Origin of the sequence: Bacillus sp. FSL R9-9834 (assembly GCF_038006905.1) — a bacterium.
In the GTDB taxonomy this organism is placed as follows: domain Bacteria; phylum Bacillota; class Bacilli; order Bacillales; family Bacillaceae_G; genus Bacillus_A; species Bacillus_A pacificus.
Genome location: NZ_JBBOWD010000001.1, coordinates 2,577,182 through 2,596,769, shown reverse-complemented (window position 1 = coordinate 2,596,769; position 19,588 = coordinate 2,577,182). Strand labels below are relative to the sequence as shown.

Genomic DNA, 19,588 nt, shown 5'->3' with positions numbered 1-19,588 from the left:
GTTACGTCAAATATGTAAGATTTATAGTGTATAAAAACAGAAAATTAATAATATATTGACCTCTTAACAGGAAGTGCTATAGAATGAAAGCGATAACAAACGATTGCTTTATAATGATTCCCTGATCTTTTAGTATTTACAAATATATGAAGACATAAACAAACCTATTTTTTATACATTAATGCAAACGTTTTCGTATTAAAAGATCATTGAAATACATATGTGAAATCAGCCAATATGGGGGTGAAATAAAAGAGATTTTTAGATTAATTTAAGTAGTTGTAATGTAGTACGAGCAGAATATAACGTTCATGCTATTTAAAGAAAGGGTGTATGTGGTGCAAATGATAAAAAGATTAATTAACAAATCAGTTTTATTACTTACTATAATCGTTATGTTATCATCTGTTTTCTCTTTTCAAAGTGTAAAGGCAGTTTCAAATTCGAAAACAACTGAAGTTATCATTCATTACAAAGAACAGTCTGGAAATACAAAAGACTGGAAGCTTTGGATATGGGGAGAAAATGCAAATGGTAACTCATATGAATTTACTGGTGAAGATGAATTTGGAAAGTACGCAAAGATTAATATAGATGGTGACTATAATCGTGTAGGATTTATCATTCGTACAAATGAGTGGGAAAAAGATGGTAGCGATCGTTGGATTGAAAATATAAAGGACGGTCGTGCTGAAGTATGGATTCTTTCGGGTGATGAAAAAGTATATAATTCTAAGCCGTCATCGGATCTATCAATTCAAAAAGCATCTATTGATAGTTTCAATGAAATTACTGTAACGACTAATGTCCCGTTTCATATTAAGGAACGAAATATTGAAATTGAAGGCATTAAAATTAAGAATATTAGTCCTTATGATAGAAACAGTGGGAATATTACGAATAAGTTTAAAATAATTACGGAGCAGAAAATTGATTTAAAACAGACATACAAAGTTAAAATCGAAAACGTAGCTGATACGAATACTGAAATCGGTAAAGTAATTCGTAGTGAGGAGTTTGATCATTCATTTTATTATGGTGGTAACGATTTAGGGAATATATATACACCACAACATACAAAGTTCCGTGTATGGGCTCCTACTGCGAGTGAAGCGAAATTAGTTACATATAAAAAATGGAACGATAAAATAGGTACTGAAATAAACATGCAACAAAGTGAAAAGGGCACTTGGAAAGCAGAACTTAAAGGGAATCAAAAAGGTCTCTATTATACGTATAAGGTAAAAATTGGTGATAAGTGGATTGAAGCCGTTGATCCGTATGCGCGTGCTGCTTCTGTAAATGGAGATAAAGGTGCGATTGTTGATTTAGAAGAAACAAATCCGAAAAAATGGAAAGCAAACAAAAAGCCAAAATTTATAAATCCAGAAGATGCTATTATTTATGAATTGCATGTACGTGATCTTTCTATTCAGCCCGAAAGTGGCATTAAACAGAAAGGAAAATATTTAGGTGTAACAGAAAAAGGAACAAAAGGGCCAGAAGGTGTAAAAACAGGACTTGATCATATAAAGGACCTTGGTGTTACTCACGTTCAGTTTTTACCGATATTTGATTATGCTTCAGTAAATGAAGAGAATGTAAACGAACCACAGTATAACTGGGGATATGATCCGAAAAATTTCAATGTTCCAGAGGGATCCTATTCTACAAATCCATATGAGCCAACTGTTCGAATAACAGAATTAAAGCAAATGATTCAAACACTGCATGATAATAATCTTCGTGTTGTAATGGATGTAGTGTATAACCATATGTATAGTGCTACTGAATCTAATTTTCATAAGTTAGTTCCAGGTTATTATTATCGTTACAATGAAGATGGAACATTCGCAAATGGCACTGGAGTAGGAAATGATACTGCTTCGGAAAGAAAAATGATGAGGAAATTTATGATAGATTCCGTCACATATTGGGCAAAAGAATACAATTTAGATGGATTCCGTTTTGATTTAATGGGTATTCATGATTATGAAACGATGAATGAAATACGTAAAGCTGTTAATCAAATTGACCCTTCTATTATACTGCATGGAGAAGGATGGGATTTAAATACACCTCTTGCAGCTGAGCTGAAAGCAAATCAAAAAAATGCAGAGAAAATGAAAAGGATTGCTCATTTTAACGATAATATACGTGATGGATTGAAAGGTAGTGTATTTGAGGAGAAGGAAAATGGTTTTATAAATGGAAAGGAAAACATGGAAGATCGTATTAAAAAAGGCATTACGGCAGGGATTGACTACGATACAAATTCGTCGACTTATCAAGATCCAGAGCAGGTGCTAACTTATGTGGAAGCACATGATAATCATACATTATGGGATAAACTTGAGTTGACTAATCCAAGTGACAGTGAAGAAGTGCGAAAACAAATGCATAAATTATCTTCTTCGATTTTATTAACATCACAAGGTATTCCGTTCTTACATGCGGGACAAGAGTTTATGCGCACGAAATATGGTGATCATAATAGTTACAAATCTCCAGATTCAATTAACCAGATGGATTGGCTGCGCAGAGCAACGTTTAATAATGAAGTAGATTATATGAAGGGTTTAATAGAATTACGCAAAAAGTACTCAGCTTTTCGAATGACATCTGCAGAACAAATAAAAACACATGTATCATTTATTGATGCTCCGAAAAATACTGTAGCTTATACAATAGAGGGGAATAAAAATGAATACTTTACGGTGGCTCACAATGCAAATAGAGAAGCTGTTGAAATAACACTTCCATCGAAAGGTCCTTGGAAAGTACTAGTAGACGGGAAGCAGGCGGGAAGTAAACCACTTTATGTTGTCCATGATAATAAAATTAAAGTTCCTGCGTTAAGTTCATTTGTTTTAAAGTTAAAATAATATAATTTCACATACTGTAATTATATTACAATTTAATAAATAAAAAAAGAGAAGAACTCACCAAAGTTCTTCTCTTTTTTATGTGTGATTAGAGTTTCCGTAATTGTAGACATACGAGTTTATGAATATAGCAAAAGGCAAGACGATGAACCTATTTACAAAGTGACGAGAAAATGACAAAACTGTAAGAATGCACGAATGTTTGTAAGAAAGTTCGATGTTTTCCTGTTTCTTTTTTTATTAAAGTGAAAAAGGAGGGATTTGAAATGTCTTTTTCTCAATTCAATATTGATATTTTTCGAGCACTTAATGATTTAGGTAAACAATATTCATTCCTAAACCCGGCCATCGTATTTTTGGCAGAATATATGGTATATATTTTTGCTTTAATTATTTTAGCTTATTGGTTTACTGGGTCCAGAAAAAGTAGGATGATGGTTATTCAAGCGATGGTTGCTTTTGTAATTGCTGAAGTAATCGGGAAAATAGCAGGGAAATTCCATCTGAATTATCAACCGTTTGCAGTATTGCCTGATGTTAATAAACTTGTTGACCATGCTGTAGATAATTCATTTCCTAGTGACCATACGATTCTCTTTTTTTCAATTTGTTTTTCGTTTTGGCTTGTTCGTAAAAAAACTGGATGGCTATGGCTTATACTTGCACTTTGTATAGCGATCTCTCGTATTTGGGTAGGGGTTCATTATCCTTTTGATGTTGCAGTAGGGGCTTTAATAGGGTGTATTTCAGCGGTAATTTCGTATTGGTTAGTACCGAAATTCTCTTTTATTAGGCAATTACTTACTCAATATGAAAGAGTAGAGAAACAAGTTTTACCATTCAAAAACAAATCAAAGGGGTTGTAAGTACAGTCCTTTATCATCTCCATTACTATTCTCCACAAGTTGAATGGACCAAAACATCCAATACAGCCAAGAAGACGAAAAGAAATAGGTAGTACGTAGTACGTCTAGGTAATAAAATAGCTTATTACCTAGACGCATGATCTAAATACTGTCCCGTTCACATTTTAAATGTATCGTTATTGCAGAATTAAACCTACAATCATAATGAAACTAAATAGTATCATCCAACCAAACGCACAATAGCCAAAGAATCTAATCCATTTTGGTAATTGATTCATGTTAACTTTATTTGTGGGAACCCCTTGCATAAAAAACATCATTTTTTGATCTCTATCCCTATTATTTTGTTGTTCATACATAAAATCATCACCTTTCTAGAACCATTGTGTTTATAGTATATCAGTTTGAAAAAAAATATGTATAAGGGCTAGTTTGCATACGAATCATCCTTTATATTTAATCTTTAAGTACAGCCTATCACAAAAGATTTTTAAATTAATCTGAAAATCCTAAATTAAAAAATTCATCGATTACCTAAGTTGAAACCGTGTGCTTTCACATCAATTAACAAACAGAAAAAGGATTTTTGATTTAACTCTTAGAATATCATTCTATTAGGAGTTCGTTCATATGAATTGTTTTTTGATTACTTTTGATAATAACTAGGAAATATAGAAAGGTTGTGAATTTATTTGGTGGGTTATAAAGCTATGCTGTTTGATTTAGATGATACGTTACTTAATAGGGATATGGCCGTAGATACATTGTTTTTATTTGTTTTAGAAAAGTGTTATGAGGATGTTAGTGATACAGTCAAAAACAATATGCTACAGAAATTTAAAGAATATGATAAAAGGGAATACGGCATGAGTGATAAAACGATAGTTTTAGAATCATTGTTTGATGAATTTCCGCCGAAGTATAGATTACCACGCAATTACATTGAAGATTTTTGGAATGAAAAATTCCCTAAATGTTTTTCAATAGACAAAAATACTATTCATTTCTTAAATCATATAAAGAAGCACTTTAAAGTTGGAATTATAACAAATGGTTCAAGTCAGAGGCAAAGGGCTAAAATAATTAACACGAATTTAAACAATTACTTTGATACGATCATTATTTCTGAAGAAGTAGGATTTAGTAAACCGGATAAACGTATATTTGAACTAGCATTAAATAAGCTTAATGTGCAACCAGAAGATGTATTATTTGTTGGAGATGACTTAGAAAAGGATATTGCTGGTCCTCAAAATGTAAATATAAAAGGGATATGGTTTAATCCTCATAGAATCACAAATAAGACTGAAATAAAACCGTATTCTGAGATTGACACTTTTGATAGTTTATTAGGTTATATTACTCCGCAATATTTTTATAATAAGTAAAAATATTGCGGAGTAATGAATTTTTATATTCTAAACAAATAATTAAGAAAGATTTCATTTACCGCATTGTAAGTAAAAACAAAGAAACACTTAAAGCTCTACTTAAGGGCAGTGATTTTATAGAAACACTCATTACTGGTAAATGTTTAAGAAATAAACAAACTAAAAATACAAGTAAGGAATGTATTCTTAATCTCGCATTGCCCCCGCCTCTCGAGAAGTCATTGCTCCTTGTCCTGCTCTTACATCATTTTGAATTTCTTGTTTTACTTTTTGCGCATCAGTTGTAGCAAAATCTGATTTCATATTAGAAGCAGACTTTATAGCTTTTTTAGGATATTGCATACAAACCCTCCTCAATTTAATACTTTACAAACTTATTATTTACAAAAATACACTCTTCATCCCACGAATAGTTGAACGCATTTTACTTAAATTAAAGTAATAATTATATCCTGTTATATCCCTTTTCACGTCACTCATGATTATAAACATTCTATACAATATAGAAGAACTGACGTTTGTGTTAAACTAAGAAATGAACAAAGGGGGAGTTTTCTTGAACAATTATAATGATACGATCCGAAATTTAGACAATATATTTTACAAACCTAATAATTTAATGATAACGAATGTAAAAGAAGAAAAGCAAAACGCAGAATATGCAGGATGTATATTTAACTTAAATAACAAAACCATTCGTTTTAGAAAATCAAAAATTACTCCTAATAAAATTGGTCAATTTGTTTCTTTTTGGGAGAAAGATGACAATATGCAAAATCAAGCGTTTTCTTATGACGCTGCTCCTGATTTATTAGTTATCACTTGTATAGATGATAATAAACTAGGACAATTTATTTTCCCTAAAGAGATTCTTCTTAAGGAAAAAATCTTGAGAACAGAAAACCAAAAAGGCAAGATGGCTATGAGGATTTACCCTATATGGGATACTCCTGTTAGCAACCAAGCTAAAAAGAGCCAACTGTGGCAAATTCAATATTTTGTTGATTTAAGCGATCATAATAATTTACCTATAGACGAACTATTAAATTTGTATTCGTAGCTTCTTATCTTAAGTAATCTTGTGAGTTAGACTTTTTGTACCGGTACAGTTAAACGAAATGTACATTGTTTCAGTACCCCATCAAATTTACAATCAACATATACTATTTTAACTTATACATTTTAAGGGGTGCTGACTATGACAAGTCTACAACATAAGCTGTTTACAAGATTGAATCTCGCAAAGCGTACTGAAGTGAAATTTGAGGAATTAAATACAATTCTCTTTGCATTTGCACACACTATACCATTTGAGAATTTAGATGTAATAGCACGTAATACGAATGCAATTACTATGGAAAATTTACAGAATAAAATTTCAAATGGATCCCGTGGCGGACTTTGTTATGAATTAAATACGCTTTTTTATTACTTTTTAAAAGATTGTGGTTATGATGTACAACTCGCATTAGGTACCGTATATAAAAATGATAGAAACGCATGGGCACTTGAGAATGGACATATAACGATTATTCTAAATTATGATAAAGTACGATACGTAATTGATGTAGGTATTGCCTCACTAGTACCTCTAGTCCCTGTACCTTTTACTGGTGAGTCTGTTTCTTCTAAAAATGGTACGTATCGAGTGAGACAAAAAGATACGAGTAAAGGGAATTACGTTCTAGAAAGAAAAGATACGAATGGTGAGTGGAAAGTTTGTCATGCTTTTTATAATCGTATCATTGATGAGGCAGTAGTAAATGATGTTCAAAAAAGAGTAATAGAAGATGAGAAATCTATTTTTAATAAAGGACCGATTGCAGTCAAATTGACGGAATCTGGCCATGTCTCTTTAACAAATACTAGTTTAACTACAATGATTCACGGTGAAAAAACGAAACGTGAAGTTACAGAAGAGCAATATAGAGATCTTTTATATACTTTATTTGCTATTGAGTTATGATAAAACAAATAGCTAGCCGGTTCTTATGAAGAATCGGTTATTTTAATTTAAAACAATTATTAAAGTTTGATTTTCTTAATAGATATAATACACTAGAACAGTATGAAAAAGTATAAACAACGAATTTTGAATGTAAAGGAAGATTTTCATGTCAATTATCGATAAATTGAAACTTAATAAGTATACGAATATGGTTGTTATTAATGAACCAAGTGATTACGAAGTTTTTACAGGAAAAGAAACTGTATTTTCAAAAGAGCACGATGCCATTTTTATTTTTGTAGAAACACTGGATGAAATGGTGAAACAAACGAATTATATTATTAGTAATGAAGAATTATTAATTGAAAAAGGATACGTATTCTTCGCATATCCGAAAAAAGGTAATTCTCGCTACAGTACGTTTATTCACCGTGATGAGATGTTTCCAGCATTAAACGTTGGAGAAGATGGATATGTGGGAGAAAGCGATATTAAATTTGCGCGAATGGTAAGCATGGATGATGTTTTTACTGTTGTAGGTTTAAAGCGTGAGAAGAAAAAAGCGACGAAAACGCCTGCAATGAGCCAATGTGTAGCTGATTATGCAGATCGAATTCAAGATGTTGAATCTTTATTAGCTAATCACCCAAATGAACTTAAGTTTTATCAAAGTTTAACACCTGGATATCAAAAAGATTGGGCACGTAATTTGTTTTCTGTAAAACAAGAAAAAACACGTGAAAAACGTCTTGAGAAAATGATTGAAATTCTTTCGCAAGGATATAAAACGATTGAATTATTTCGTAAAAAGAAAAAGTAAGACTAGGCAATTCACAATGATGCAACAATTAATTGCACTTGGCACATTGAAAAAAGGATTCCTTTCAGTATACTAAAGTATGTTCTTATATTTAAATAATTAGCAAAAGAGAAAAGGTGTTTGAAATGAAATCGTATATTGTAGTTGGAGCGGGTATTTTAGGAGCGTCTACTGCTTACCATCTTGCTAAGGCTGGCGCGAATGTTACTATCGTGGATCGTCAACAAGTAGGTCAAGCAACTGATGCTGCAGCAGGTATTGTCTGTCCATGGCTTTCGCAACGTCGTAATAAAGCATGGTATAAAATCGTTAAAGGCGGTGCACGTTACTATTCTTCGTTAATTCAGCAATTAGAAGATGACGGTGAAACAGACACAGGTTATAACCGTGTAGGTGCAATTAGTTTACATACTGATGAGAAAAAACTTGATCAAATGGAAGAGCGAGCGTATAAACGTCGTGAAGATGCCCCAGAGATTGGTGAAATCACTCGCTTATCAGCTGAAGAAACAAAAAAATTATTCCCAGCATTATCAGAAGAATTTAGTTCTGTTCATATTAGTGGTGCTGCAAGAGTAAATGGAAGATTATTACGTAATGCATTAATAAGCGCTGCGAAAAAACATGGTGCAACTTTTATAAAAGGAGATGCAGTATTAGTCCGTGAAGGTAATCATATTACGGGAGTTATAGTAAACGATGAAACTATTTTAGCAGAAAAGGTTATTGTAACTGCAGGTGCATGGGCGAACGAAATCTTAAACCCTTTAGGAATTAATTTCTTAGTTACGTTCCAAAAAGGACAAATTGTTCACTTGCAAATGGAAAATACAGCAACAGAAAATATGCCAGTTGTTATGCCGCCAAATGATCAATACATTTTAACATTTGACAATGGCCATGTCGTAATTGGTGCAACACATGAGAATGATACTGGTTTCGATCACCGTGTAACGGCTGGTGGTTTAAATGAAGTATTCCATAAAGCATTAACAGTTGCACCTGGCTTAGAAGATGCTACTATGCTTGAGACAAGAGTTGGATTTAGACCGTTTACTCCAGGATTCTTACCTGTTATCGGACCACTTCCTAACTTCGACGGTATTCTTGTTGCGAACGGATTAGGAGCTTCAGGTTTAACTGCTGGTCCATATTTAGGATCAGAACTCGCTAAATTAGCGCTAGGACAACCAATTGAATTAGATTTAAACGATTATGACGTTGCAGGCGCAATTGAATAACACCAGGTTGAAGAATTAGATAGTTTATGAAAAATAAAATTCTTCACAAATAGAGGGCTGACACCATAAAGCTGCATTATTCATGTAGAATTATGATGTCGGCTCTTTATTCATATGTATTTAAAGCCTATTTTCGAGAGGAGGTTAAGCAATGAGAGCACCATATCAAGTATTAATATTTCCTTATATAAAAATTGATGACTCTATTCAATATGCGATTTTCAACCGAAGTGATTATGGTTATTGGCAAGGCATAGCTGGTGGTGGAGAAGACGGTGAGATTCCTATTGAATCAGCAAAACGGGAAGCGTTTGAAGAGGCTGGTATTACAAGAGAATGTTCATATATACAATTAGATTCTGTGTCTTCACTACCAGTAGAGGATGTAGTTGGAGGGTTCCTTTGGGGAGATGACGTTTATGTAATAAAAGAATTTTCGTTTGGAGTTAAAGTACCTACAAAAAACATCTCATTATCTAAAGAACACTTGAATTATAAATGGCTATGCTTTGAGGAAGCCGTAACGTATTTGAAGTGGGATAGCAATAAAACAGCATTGTGGGAATTAAACAAAAGACTATTAAATCAATAAAATTGCCTTTCCCTGTTAAAATACCGTATTTTATGTTAAACATTGTTAGACGTTCGTATAGAAAATATAAGAAACTTAAAAAGAAATTCGAATTGTAAAAAGATCACATACTTATAAGTGGACCACTAGTAAACAAAAGGACCGTACATATTAGACATTTCTAAAATGTACGGTCCTAATCTTATATATTTTTTTATTAGTTATTTCACTATCAATTCCAAAACGGGATATTTTGAATAAATGAAACCGTCAAAATAAGTGTTGATGCGGAACCAGCAGTTAATAGCATTACTATTTTTCGTCCATTCTGTTCTTTTGAAGGTTTTATAAGTTCTGTAATCAACACAATCCATATTATTATAGAAATTATAGAAATAATATTTATAGACATATGTAACACATCCCTTCGTGTTTTTACATAAACATTTCTTTTTATAAATTAAAAGCAGTTTAACAATAAAATATGTACAGCATTATAAATCAATATTTCCCTGTTAAACCACCTTTTTTAAATAGAAATACGACTGATAAAATAATAACAACAGCCTTCAAACTGCCCCAATATGGATAAATAGCATGATCTGTTAGATTAGCATGCTGAAAAATGTTCTCTAATCCAAAAATCCCAATAATGACCGCTAAAAGAAAAGCAGCTTTTCCAATAGTTGTATTACGATAGAGGGTAAATAAATATAGCGCAAATATAAGTGGTAAGATGATTTGTAGTAAAAGTGTCATAAGTAGCCCTCCTAGTTTATTAATAATTATATTATATACAAAATTGTAATAAAAAGGAATACGACTTATTTAATACTAATAAGGTTACTCTAATCATACTCTTCTATTAAAAAGAATATAAAGGGGTGTAAAGTTAATTGACAAAAGTTAAGGTTCATTTACGACCCATTGTTCATAACATAAATTTACCGACTGTCATAAAAACAGCAATACTTCCAGGTGAATCAGTTGAAAGACTATTTATCGCAACCCAATTAGGAGAGGTTTTTTACATAGGAGATGGAGTCATAAAAACATTTTTAAATATTCGTCAACGTATTATTAAATTAGGTACATCTGAAGAAGGTGTCTCTAGTAGCGGCTATGATGAACGTGGATTGCTTGGACTTGCGTTTCATCCACAATTTTATCAAAACGGTTTATTTTATCTTCATTATTCAGTAGCTGGAACTCAAGGACCTGGTGCACTTTCTGAACAATTTAAACCGAATCCTTGTGACCCAAAAACTTTAAACTTAAAATGGCTAAATAGAGATACGCAATATGATCATATTGATACAATTGAAGAATGGATTTTACAGTCAAACGGGCAACCTCAAAAACGTAGAACATTACTTCATATAAAACGCCCATTTTTTAATCATAATGGAGTAAATACTTTAAACTTTTCTCCAGAGACGGGGAAACTTGTATTTACAAATGGAGATGGTGGGTCGGGGTATGATCCGTTTAATTTAAGCCAAGATGATTTAGAAATAGCAGGTAAAATAATTGAAATCGATGTAAGTAGAGATACATTCATAAATAATCCTCCAGTAGTTACACGCTTTAATGAACTTCCTCTATCGATACAAGAAACACTTACAGTAATTGCGAAAGGCGTCCGTAATATAACCGGTATTTCATTCCAAAGGTTTTATAATCAATATATTAAATATGCAGGTAATGTCGGACAGGATATTGTAGAGTCTATTTTTTCATTTGTTCAATATAAACCAATTCCGGTTACCGAACTTATTAAAATGCATGTAATGAGGTTCACTTCTAATCAAGATGGATTTATTAATTTTGGTTGGAGAGGATGGGAAGGAGAATTACCTACTTCTTTTATACGACACTGTGCTGATCATCCTACTTTAGATGAGAGAACAATGGTTTATTATGATGAAACAATAGAATTATCCGCAAAGCGTATGCAGCCACTCATTAGTTATTTTCATAAAGACCCGAGACCAGATAAGTTTGGAGGAACTTCACTTACAGGCGTTCAGCCATATATGGGAACTGCAATCCCAAATTTATATGGTAGCGTTGTATTTACTGATCTTGCTAAGAAAGAAGAATCTCGGCCGCCAGTTAAAGGTGTTTTAGCATATACTAGAGCCGGTATAGATGGTAAACATACTGACTTTCATGTTATTGAAACCAATTATGATTTTGGTACGCAAGCAGCTTATTATATGAGTTTAGGAACAAATTTGGATCAAACTAGTTTATATTTAGGAGTTTACGGTTCTATGAAAGTAACTGATTTTAATAAAGGTACCATATTTGAAATTATTCCTTAAAAAGATATACACTTATACTTTATCCCCTAAAGGTCTTCTTTATAAACGTCTATTGTATTGTGGTTGATAATAAGCAGAAAGCAAATCATAAACAACTAGTGTATGAATAATATAGAAAGTGATGAATGAGATATCTTTAGGGGGTATATTGATGAATCGGTTTGTACGTTATTGGTGTCAACTTATGATAGAGAATGATGCGAACTTTGTTCATAAAAGAAAATTGTCCCTAGCAAATAAGCTAGTCATTACAGCTTTAATGAGTGCTTTAGCCACCATGTTTCAAGCAGCGGGGAATTTAATTCCTGGTATAGGGTTATTCATTAGTCCTTTTGCGACATTACCAATTTTTTTGGCTATTTGCTACTCTATTCGTGAGGGAGTACTTTCTTATATCCTTACTATTCTCTTATTATTTATTATTGAGCCAAGTGAACTAATTGTTTTCCCCTTTACTACAGGTTTATTAGGTATAGCTTTAGGGCTTTCCTTTATACAATTCAAGAGGAGAATTTGGGTTGTTTCCTTTTCTGCGATTTGTTTACTTATAGGAATTATGATAGTTCTCGATATTTTCCGTTTTCCCGTGCTTGGTCCTACTATTCATACAACTATGGATATAAAAATTATTTCATCTATATTTATACTGAGCTTTCTATACTGCTGGATCTATGCAGGGCTTTGTAGCATATTGTTGAATAGAGTATATAAAGCATTGTTTTAACAATTGTATAGAATGGAGATTTAAAACATGTATAACGTTGCAATTAGGAGACCAAATTCGGATGATTTAGAGGAACTTCACTTGTTTTTCCGTATAGTTATTACGAATACATATAAAGACGAAGGATTATCACAACAATTGGATGACATAGAAAATGAAATTAACATGAAAAAGCAATATTTGAAAACAGATTTTGATAGTAACGGAGAAAAACGTTACTTTTTATTAGCAATTGACACAAATAACGATAAAATCATTGGAACAATTGAAGTTGGCCCAGCAAGTACATTGATTACTAGTTGTACAAATGGTGTACTTAAGGATTTGTATGAAATAGGAACTGTATTTATACTTCCGGATTATCAAAGAAAGGGTATCGGGAGTTTACTACTACATACAATGTTTCTTACGTTACTTAGCAGAGGAATAACGGAATTCTGTTTAGATAGTGGATACAGAAAAGCGCAAAGTATATGGACGAAGAAGTTTGGAGAGCCTAGTTATGTACTAAAAGATTATTGGGGAGAATCAAGTGATCATATGATTTGGAAGAAGAGTTTACACGATACACCTATAATATTTGAATTATAAAATGAAATATGCCTATGAACGTAGCTTTTCTTACATATGTATGCTATTATTTATCTTTATAATAAAAGAGGACGTGAATGAACTTGATTAAAATTAGTATCCCTGAAGTTGATGTTACAATTACTGAACGTAAACAAGTTATTAGAGGAGACGAGCCAAGAATTACGCCAATCAATGGTTTTATCGATTTCCACTTGTTCCCTAGAGATAAAGGCGGCATTTTTATGTTTTACAATATTAATGACGAACTACTTTTCGTAGGTAAAGCTCGTAAAATTAGACAACGTATTAAGAAGCATTTCGAAGACAATGTTTCACCAATTAAAAATCACCGTGATGAAGTATACCGCATTGATGCATGTATCGTAGAAGATCCAACAGAAAGAGAAATTTATGAAACATATATCATTAATAAATACAAAGCAAAATATAACGTTGATAAAGTATTCTATAAATAAGTAATAAAAAAACAATCCTAGCACATAGTAATCTGTACCCTTTGTAAAGGACATTTTAAAAAAAGTTAGGCGGCATCAAGAAGATGGTTTCTGTATTCGACAGGAGTCATCTTCTTTAAATTCCACTGATATCTGTGCTGATTATAGTATTTCATATAGTCTTTAATTTCTTGTTTTAACTGTGTGAAAGATGTACAAGTTTTGATGTGTGCTTCATCTTTAAAGTGCCCGAAAAAAGATTCTTGTGGGGCATTATCCCAACAGTTTCCTCGCCTTGACATAGATTGTCCCAGCTTTAATTTTTTGACTAATTTTTGATAGGTAGGACTTGTGTAATGAGCACCTTGATCAGAATGAATATAGGCATCTTGCGTTAATCGTACCTTCTTATTCTTCTTTAGTTTGTGCAGCGTCGTCGTTGCGATATCTAAGGTAAGTCGTTCTGAAACATGATACGCCAAAACTTCATTCGTAGACCCGTCTAGAATAGTAGATAAATATCCTTTTTGATTCTTACCATAAAACAGGTATGTGATATCTGTAAGAAGTACCTTTCCCGGTACACCTTGCCTAAATTCGCGTTTTAATCGATTGGGTACCACGAAGTGTTCTTTCGTCGCTTTCAACATTTTTTTATAGGGATTTTCTCTACGAATAGGACAGATTATCCCATATTTTTTCATGATTCTACGGATGCGTTTCAAATTGTAGACAACTTGAAATTGACCCGCCAATGTCATTTTGATCTGACGAGCCCCCTTTTTTCGGTTTTTAAATCGAAATGCCTTTAATATAATCTCTTTCACTATTTCATCTTGATGTATTCTTTTCTCTCGCCGACTTTGAGAAATGGCTAAAAAATAATTATAGTATCCAGAACGTGAAACGCCTGCGACCTGACACAAATATCTCACCATATTTTTCAGGCGGTATTTTTCAATGATAGAACGAATTAATAGGTACTTTTGACTAGCGTGTAACGTTATTTCTTTCCCATCCTCCCTTCCATAAATTTGATCTTTTTTAACAGTTCATTTTCAGCTTTTAATAAGTTTCGTTCCGCTTCCAAACGTGCATATTTCTCCTCTAATGTAAGTTCTCTTTCTGACTTTCTTCCTGAGTTTTCCTTACGTGTGTCTCTTAAGCCCCATACACCGTTTTGCTTATAGGACGTACGCCATCTATTTCCTGATGACACAATACGTTGTAGACCGATGATATCTATATCAAAACCACATTCTTCAAAAATAATACGAGGTGGTTTACCCTGTTCATTTTCCTTAATAAAAATACGCTTGAATTCATCGGTATAGGTAATTCCTTTTTGGCTTACCGATTTTACGTATCGATTTTTTGATAATATTTGAATTTCCTTTTCTGTAAGCAATTTTTTCGTCATTTTGAAATTTCTCCGATTCTCATTTTTCTCTCATTATACAAGAAATACCCTATAGAATAGACTTTTTTTAAGTGTCTATTCTATAGGGTACAGTTTATAGAGTGGGATTGTTTTTTTATTTAAAATTAGTCCTCATATTTTTCTACTTTTTTTAAATGATTCGCAACAATAAAACAGCATACTCCTATACATATAAGTACAATTCCAATCGTTTCATGTTTTCCCAAAAAGAAAGGAATATCAGAAATAACATTTGTCATACATAACCCTACAAACACAAGGATCGGTCCTAGCCAAAGTAATACATTGCCGAATTTTGTGTGCTTCCACATAATAACCCTCCTCAATCCTCTTTACATATATATCCATAAAATGAAAGTAAATTCATAGAGAAATATAGTTTTTTTCATATCGAAAATTTAACCTTCATATATTGGTACAAGCAAACAAGAAAGGGGACCATCATGAATTGGTTAGAATCTTTTATATTAGGGATTATACAAGGTTTAACAGAGTTTTTACCGATAAGTAGTACAGGTCATCTTTATTTAGGAAGACATTTGTTTCAATTAGATGAAGCAGGATTGTTTTTAGATACGATGCTGCATATTGGCACTTTACTTGCAGTGTTTATTTATTACAAAAAAGAATTTATATATTTAATCAAAAATCCATTTTCAAAACTAATGCTATTACTTATTGTCGGGACGATACCTGCGGTTGTAATTGGATTGTTATTTAAAGACTTTTTTGAGGATATTTCAAAAACAGGTATTACGATTGGTTGGGAGTTTTTAGTGACAGGGTTCTTTCTCTACATGGCAGATAAACAAAAGAATGGTCGTAAAAAAATGGACGACATTACATATAAAGATGCATTTATCATCGGTTCATTTCAAGCGGTTGCTATTTTCCCTGCAATTTCTCGTTCTGGTATGACAATCGTCGCTGCATTATGGAGAAAGTTAGACCGCGAAACCGCAGCTTACTTTTCTTTTTTATTATCAACGCCAGCCATTGTCGGAGCAATCATTTTGCAATTTGTAGATGTTTTTCAAGGGGAAGCAGAATCTATTTCTAGTACATCTTTAATTGTTGGAACGTTATCAGCTGCGTTTTTCGGTTACATAGCCGTTTCGTGGATGATTCAGTATTTAAAACGTCATTCCTTAAAAGTATTCGCGTATTACGTCTGGGGATTAGGTATTTTAATTTTAACGTTACAATTTACTCATGTGTTTTAATTATAATGATAAAGAAGTTAATGAGTTTAAGATCCTGTTTCATTCATACATATAAGACAGGATTTCTTTTTATTAAGGGGGAAAACATGTTTAATAAGGCTATCGTTATTGGCGGAAGTATCGCAGGAAAGCTCGCAGCAAAAGCATTATCAACTGCTTTTAAAGAAGTAATCATTATAGAAGCCGGTGAAAGATGGGATGGAAAGTCCTCGAGAAAAAGAGTCCCACAAAGTAATCATCCTCATGTGTTATTAAAAGGTGGAGAAAAAGCCATTGAGGAATTGTTTCCTAAAATTACGAATGAATTAATAGAATCAGGTAGTGTCGTACATAACTTTACTCGTGATTTAAAATGGCATCAATTTGGTTTATGGAAACAGCCATTCATAGGAGAAGTACATATGATTCAACAAAGTCGTCCTTTGCTAGAATGGAATATCCAAAAACGAATACATCAAATTTCAAATGTTACTATTAAATATGAAACATTGGTTAAAGGGTTATTGGTAGATGAAAAGCTTAACAAAGTGTGTGGAGTAAAAGTTAAATATTTAGAGACAGACGCACAAGAAGAAGTTCATGCAGATATTGTAGTTGATGCAAGTGGATTTGGTTCAAAAAGTATAGAGTGGTTACGAGAATACGAAATTGAAGTACAAGAAGAGAAAGCGCGTATTGATTTATTTTACGTAACTAGAATGTTTAAACTTAAAGAAAATGAGAAATTAGACTACTGTAATACGCTAATGTCTCCAAGTTTCCCTGACAATCCGTATGGCGTTCTTATTCAAACGATTGAAGATAATCGTTATTTTGTTACTTTCAGTGGATATGCAAATGAAAAAGCACCACAAACAGATGGAGAATTTTATAATTTTGCTGAAAACTTATCAATCCCTAATGTTACAGATTTTCTTAACAAAGCTGTGGCAATTTCAGATATCAAAACGTATAAAATTCCTTATCAAGTACGTCGGAGATTTGATCTCACCACAAATATGCCAGAAGGATTATTAGTCGTTGGAGATGCACATTGTCGTTTCGACCCTGTTTTCGGTCAAGGTGTTTCAGTTGCCGCTATGGAAGCTCACCAGTTGCAATTACTTCTGCAAGGTAAAAAACAACTTGATAAAACATTTACACAACAATTTTATAAAAAGGCAGCTACTATAATAGAAACACCTTGGGATATGACAACAACGGAAATATCACGTCATCCTCAGCTAAAAAGAGAATTAACGATAAAGCAAAAATTCCAGCTATGGTATACGAAACAAATATATCAACTATCTGCAACTGATTCTGACGTTTATATTCGATTAGTAAGGGTGATGAATTTAATTCGTAGTCCATTTCACTTATTTCATCCAAAAGTGTTACTTGCTGTGTTACTGAAACGAAAGAAATAGCAGGAAAAAATTGATTAAAAAAGAATATATAACAGTTAGTAGATATAAAAGGGGTAATCGAGATGGAAATATACATAGAACAATTAAAGAAATACGATGCTAAAGATTTATTTACGTTTGAACTTACGAATAAGTCTTTTTTTGAAACAATGGTACCTAATCGTGGCTCGCAATATTTTGATTTTGAATATTTCCAAAAACTACTAGATGATTTATTAATAGAACAGGCGGATGGAGAATCTTATTTTTATTTAATTCGTAACGAAGAAAATGAAATTCTAGGAAGAATAAATTTAGTAGATATAGATTCGGAAACTCGAATCAGTTCGTTAGGTTATCGAGTCGGAGAAAAGTTTACTAAAAAAGGAGTTGCAACAGCAGCTGTAAAATTAATTTTAGACGTAGCGAAAAATAATGAAATTAATGAGGTTCATGCTAAAACAACTACTAATAATCTTGCATCACAAATTGTACTAGAAAAAAGCGGGTTTTCTTCTTATCAAAACGAAGCAGATACAACATCTGTAGTATTAAATGGAGAACATGTGAATTTTGTACATTATATTTGGAGAAATACTTCGCGCTTATAATAAGGGGGACTTATTCATGAATGATTTACGTTATCCAATTGGGCAATTTACATATAAACGTCCTATAACGGAAGAAATGATTGATACATGGATTCAAGAAATTGAAGATTTACCTAATGAACTAACGAAGGCAATTAAAGATTTAGATCAGAAACAGTTAGACACACCGTACCGCGTTGGTGGATGGACAGTTCGTCAAGTAGTCCATCACGTTGTTGATAGCCATATGAATAGTTACATACGCTTTAAATTAGCACTAACAGAAAAGAATCCAACGATTAAACCATATAAAGAAGAAAAGTGGGCAGAATTACCTGATTCTAAATTACCAGTAGATGTTTCACTAGTAATGTTAGATTCATTACATAAAAGATGGGTTAACCTTTTATATTCTTTAGAACTTGAAGATCTAGAAAAGACATTTAACCACCCAGAGACTGGTGAAACAAAACTTGCTGTTGCAATTGGACTATACGCATGGCATGGACGTCATCATACGGCTCATATAACTTCATTAAGAAAGCGACTAAATTGGTAGTAACGTGAAGATTACATTAGAGAAGGCAACAGAAAGTGATGCATCAGTTTTATTTCAAATGCAAATAGACTCATTTAGCCCTTTATTAAATAAATATAAAGACTATGAAACAAACCCAGCAAATGAATCTATTGAAAAAACGATTTTGAGGATAAATAATCCCAGCAGTAACTATTATAAAATGATAATAGATTCTAACCTTGTTGGAGCGATATGCATTTCAAAAAAAGAAATACCATATAAATTTTGGATTAGTCCAATGTTCATTCATCCAAACTATCAAGGGAAAGGAATTGCTCAGCAGGTACTTATTTTAATTGAAGAGATGTTTCCAGAAGCACGAAGCTTTGAACTTGCTACGATTTTAGAAGAAGAAAGAAATTGTTTTCTATACGAAAAGATGGGATATAAAAGAACAGAAGTAACTAAGAAATTAAATGATAAAACTACACTTATTTATTACAAAAAAGAAAGGTAAAGCATTTGAAATACGCTTTACCTTTTTCTGTTATTTGAGATTAAATATACAAAAATGATGTATATTCTTCCAAAATACTCGGGTGAGTAATTTTGGAATTGAATAAAC

General features: G+C 32.4%; 22 protein-coding genes and 2 pseudogenes. 18 read left to right on the top strand and 6 right to left on the bottom strand.

The features are described from left to right. Window positions 1-338: 338 nt before the first annotated feature. Window positions 339-2,885 (top strand): type I pullulanase, encoded by a 2,547-nt coding sequence (gene pulA, locus MKY00_RS13395; protein WP_016717641.1) that lies wholly within the window; start codon window positions 339-341, stop codon window positions 2,883-2,885. Between the two features lie 266 nt (window positions 2,886-3,151). Continuing rightward, a complete protein-coding gene (locus tag MKY00_RS13390) occupies window positions 3,152-3,751 on the top strand; it encodes an undecaprenyl-diphosphatase (protein ID WP_016717640.1) in 600 nt (199 codons plus the stop codon). Window positions 3,752-3,927: 176 nt separating this feature from the next. On the opposite strand, the gene MKY00_RS13385 is transcribed toward MKY00_RS13390, so the two are convergent. Further along, complete coding sequence (locus tag MKY00_RS13385; protein WP_014893663.1) at window positions 3,928-4,110, bottom strand: hypothetical protein; 183 nt, start codon at window positions 4,108-4,110, stop codon at window positions 3,928-3,930. 336 nt (window positions 4,111-4,446) lie between these two features. On the opposite strand from MKY00_RS13385, the gene MKY00_RS13380 reads away from it, so the two are divergent. After that, complete coding sequence (locus MKY00_RS13380) at window positions 4,447-5,139, top strand: HAD family hydrolase (RefSeq protein WP_029141127.1); 693 nt, start codon at window positions 4,447-4,449, stop codon at window positions 5,137-5,139. Between the two features lie 189 nt (window positions 5,140-5,328). On the opposite strand, the gene MKY00_RS13375 is transcribed toward MKY00_RS13380, so the two are convergent. After that, window positions 5,329-5,484, bottom strand: coding sequence for a hypothetical protein (locus MKY00_RS13375; protein ID WP_001199986.1), 156 nt, complete (start codon window positions 5,482-5,484; stop codon window positions 5,329-5,331). A gap of 193 nt (window positions 5,485-5,677) precedes the next feature. Here MKY00_RS13375 and MKY00_RS13370 point away from each other — a divergent pair, with 193 nt between their 5' ends. From MKY00_RS13370 to MKY00_RS13345, 6 genes and pseudogenes are all read left to right on the top strand, one after another. Beyond that, window positions 5,678-6,202 carry a MepB family protein gene (locus MKY00_RS13370; protein WP_073531024.1) on the top strand — a complete coding sequence of 175 codons (525 nt, stop codon included), beginning with the start codon at window positions 5,678-5,680 and terminating at the stop codon, window positions 6,200-6,202. A 138-nt stretch (window positions 6,203-6,340) separates the two neighbouring features. Continuing rightward, entirely contained in the window at window positions 6,341-7,108 is a 768-nt protein-coding gene (locus MKY00_RS13365; protein WP_016717637.1) for an arylamine N-acetyltransferase family protein, read from the top strand. Window positions 7,109-7,256: 148 nt separating this feature from the next. Next, a complete protein-coding gene (locus tag MKY00_RS13360) occupies window positions 7,257-7,910 on the top strand; it encodes a YdeI/OmpD-associated family protein (RefSeq protein ID WP_016717636.1) in 654 nt (217 codons plus the stop codon). A 125-nt stretch (window positions 7,911-8,035) separates the two neighbouring features. Then, window positions 8,036-9,151: an NAD(P)/FAD-dependent oxidoreductase gene (locus MKY00_RS13355; protein ID WP_000844363.1), complete on the top strand. Its 1,116-nt coding sequence runs from the start codon at window positions 8,036-8,038 to the stop codon at window positions 9,149-9,151. A gap of 151 nt (window positions 9,152-9,302) precedes the next feature. Then, entirely contained in the window at window positions 9,303-9,743 is a 441-nt protein-coding gene (locus MKY00_RS13350; protein ID WP_016717635.1) for an NUDIX hydrolase, read from the top strand. Then, window positions 9,743-9,841, top strand: a pseudogene (locus tag MKY00_RS13345) (serine/threonine protein kinase); the annotation flags it as partial. The gene MKY00_RS13350 and the pseudogene MKY00_RS13345, both read left to right, overlap by 1 nt. A gap of 113 nt (window positions 9,842-9,954) precedes the next feature. On the opposite strand, the gene MKY00_RS13340 reads toward MKY00_RS13345, so the two are convergent. After that, window positions 9,955-10,134 carry a hypothetical protein gene (locus MKY00_RS13340; protein ID WP_016717634.1) on the bottom strand — a complete coding sequence of 60 codons (180 nt, stop codon included), beginning with the start codon at window positions 10,132-10,134 and terminating at the stop codon, window positions 9,955-9,957. A gap of 89 nt (window positions 10,135-10,223) precedes the next feature. After that, complete coding sequence (locus tag MKY00_RS13335) at window positions 10,224-10,481, bottom strand: hypothetical protein (protein WP_000173557.1); 258 nt, start codon at window positions 10,479-10,481, stop codon at window positions 10,224-10,226. 137 nt (window positions 10,482-10,618) lie between these two features. Here MKY00_RS13335 and MKY00_RS13330 point away from each other — a divergent pair, with 137 nt between their 5' ends. The 4 genes from MKY00_RS13330 (at window position 10,619) to MKY00_RS13315 (ending at window position 13,822) form a co-directional block, all read left to right on the top strand. Continuing rightward, window positions 10,619-12,049 carry a PQQ-dependent sugar dehydrogenase gene (locus MKY00_RS13330; protein ID WP_016717633.1) on the top strand — a complete coding sequence of 477 codons (1,431 nt, stop codon included), beginning with the start codon at window positions 10,619-10,621 and terminating at the stop codon, window positions 12,047-12,049. Between the two features lie 151 nt (window positions 12,050-12,200). Further along, complete coding sequence (locus tag MKY00_RS13325) at window positions 12,201-12,773, top strand: hypothetical protein (RefSeq protein WP_001079203.1); 573 nt, start codon at window positions 12,201-12,203, stop codon at window positions 12,771-12,773. A gap of 27 nt (window positions 12,774-12,800) precedes the next feature. After that, entirely contained in the window at window positions 12,801-13,364 is a 564-nt protein-coding gene (locus MKY00_RS13320; protein WP_000282922.1) for a GNAT family N-acetyltransferase, read from the top strand. Window positions 13,365-13,441: 77 nt separating this feature from the next. Beyond that, window positions 13,442-13,822, top strand: coding sequence for a nucleotide excision repair endonuclease (locus MKY00_RS13315; RefSeq protein ID WP_016717632.1), 381 nt, complete (start codon window positions 13,442-13,444; stop codon window positions 13,820-13,822). A 65-nt stretch (window positions 13,823-13,887) separates the two neighbouring features. On the opposite strand, the gene MKY00_RS13310 is transcribed toward MKY00_RS13315, so the two are convergent. Both MKY00_RS13310 and MKY00_RS13305 read right to left on the bottom strand, forming a co-directional pair. Then, a protein-coding gene (locus MKY00_RS13310) for an IS3 family transposase (protein ID WP_085966774.1) occupies window positions 13,888-15,221 on the bottom strand; the annotation gives its coding sequence in 2 pieces (ribosomal slippage) (window positions 13,888-14,834 and window positions 14,834-15,221; 1,335 coding nt in all). 125 nt (window positions 15,222-15,346) lie between these two features. Further along, window positions 15,347-15,553 carry a hypothetical protein gene (locus MKY00_RS13305; protein WP_016717631.1) on the bottom strand — a complete coding sequence of 69 codons (207 nt, stop codon included), beginning with the start codon at window positions 15,551-15,553 and terminating at the stop codon, window positions 15,347-15,349. 132 nt (window positions 15,554-15,685) lie between these two features. Here MKY00_RS13305 and MKY00_RS13300 point away from each other — a divergent pair, with 132 nt between their 5' ends. The 5 genes and pseudogenes from MKY00_RS13300 to MKY00_RS13280 form a co-directional block, all read left to right on the top strand. After that, window positions 15,686-16,465 carry an undecaprenyl-diphosphate phosphatase gene (locus MKY00_RS13300; protein ID WP_016717630.1) on the top strand — a complete coding sequence of 260 codons (780 nt, stop codon included), beginning with the start codon at window positions 15,686-15,688 and terminating at the stop codon, window positions 16,463-16,465. An 86-nt stretch (window positions 16,466-16,551) separates the two neighbouring features. After that, window positions 16,552-17,874: an FAD-dependent oxidoreductase gene (locus tag MKY00_RS13295; protein ID WP_016717629.1), complete on the top strand. Its 1,323-nt coding sequence runs from the start codon at window positions 16,552-16,554 to the stop codon at window positions 17,872-17,874. 62 nt (window positions 17,875-17,936) lie between these two features. Beyond that, window positions 17,937-18,464, top strand: a complete 528-nt coding sequence (locus MKY00_RS13290; protein WP_016717628.1) for a GNAT family N-acetyltransferase — start codon at window positions 17,937-17,939, stop codon at window positions 18,462-18,464. 16 nt (window positions 18,465-18,480) lie between these two features. After that, window positions 18,481-19,002: a YfiT family bacillithiol transferase gene (locus MKY00_RS13285; RefSeq protein ID WP_061182522.1), complete on the top strand. Its 522-nt coding sequence runs from the start codon at window positions 18,481-18,483 to the stop codon at window positions 19,000-19,002. Window positions 19,003-19,006: 4 nt separating this feature from the next. Continuing rightward, window positions 19,007-19,480 (top strand): annotated as a pseudogene (locus tag MKY00_RS13280) (GNAT family N-acetyltransferase); the annotation flags it as partial. Between the last annotated feature and the right edge of the window lie 108 nt (window positions 19,481-19,588).

What these genes read in the sequence shown, in the direction of transcription:
- MKY00_RS13390 (WP_016717640.1), top strand. Translation starts at nt 3,152, where the DNA reads ATGTCTTTTTCTCAATTCAATATTGATATTTTTCGAGCACTTAATGAT.
- MKY00_RS13385 (WP_014893663.1), bottom strand. Translation starts at nt 4,110, where the DNA reads ATGTATGAACAACAAAATAATAGGGATAGAGATCAAAAAATGATGTTT.
- MKY00_RS13375 (WP_001199986.1), bottom strand. Translation starts at nt 5,484, where the DNA reads ATGCAATATCCTAAAAAAGCTATAAAGTCTGCTTCTAATATGAAATCA.
- MKY00_RS13370 (WP_073531024.1), top strand. Translation starts at nt 5,678, where the DNA reads ATGAACAAAGGGGGAGTTTTCTTGAACAATTATAATGATACGATCCGA.
- MKY00_RS13365 (WP_016717637.1), top strand. Translation starts at nt 6,341, where the DNA reads ATGACAAGTCTACAACATAAGCTGTTTACAAGATTGAATCTCGCAAAG.
- MKY00_RS13360 (WP_016717636.1), top strand. Translation starts at nt 7,257, where the DNA reads ATGTCAATTATCGATAAATTGAAACTTAATAAGTATACGAATATGGTT.
- MKY00_RS13355 (WP_000844363.1), top strand. Translation starts at nt 8,036, where the DNA reads ATGAAATCGTATATTGTAGTTGGAGCGGGTATTTTAGGAGCGTCTACT.
- MKY00_RS13350 (WP_016717635.1), top strand. Translation starts at nt 9,303, where the DNA reads ATGAGAGCACCATATCAAGTATTAATATTTCCTTATATAAAAATTGAT.
- MKY00_RS13340 (WP_016717634.1), bottom strand. Translation starts at nt 10,134, where the DNA reads ATGTCTATAAATATTATTTCTATAATTTCTATAATAATATGGATTGTG.
- MKY00_RS13335 (WP_000173557.1), bottom strand. Translation starts at nt 10,481, where the DNA reads ATGACACTTTTACTACAAATCATCTTACCACTTATATTTGCGCTATAT.
- MKY00_RS13325 (WP_001079203.1), top strand. Translation starts at nt 12,201, where the DNA reads ATGAATCGGTTTGTACGTTATTGGTGTCAACTTATGATAGAGAATGAT.
- MKY00_RS13320 (WP_000282922.1), top strand. Translation starts at nt 12,801, where the DNA reads ATGTATAACGTTGCAATTAGGAGACCAAATTCGGATGATTTAGAGGAA.
- MKY00_RS13315 (WP_016717632.1), top strand. Translation starts at nt 13,442, where the DNA reads ATGAACTTGATTAAAATTAGTATCCCTGAAGTTGATGTTACAATTACT.
- MKY00_RS13305 (WP_016717631.1), bottom strand. Translation starts at nt 15,553, where the DNA reads ATGTGGAAGCACACAAAATTCGGCAATGTATTACTTTGGCTAGGACCG.
- MKY00_RS13300 (WP_016717630.1), top strand. Translation starts at nt 15,686, where the DNA reads ATGAATTGGTTAGAATCTTTTATATTAGGGATTATACAAGGTTTAACA.
- MKY00_RS13295 (WP_016717629.1), top strand. Translation starts at nt 16,552, where the DNA reads ATGTTTAATAAGGCTATCGTTATTGGCGGAAGTATCGCAGGAAAGCTC.
- MKY00_RS13290 (WP_016717628.1), top strand. Translation starts at nt 17,937, where the DNA reads ATGGAAATATACATAGAACAATTAAAGAAATACGATGCTAAAGATTTA.
- MKY00_RS13285 (WP_061182522.1), top strand. Translation starts at nt 18,481, where the DNA reads ATGAATGATTTACGTTATCCAATTGGGCAATTTACATATAAACGTCCT.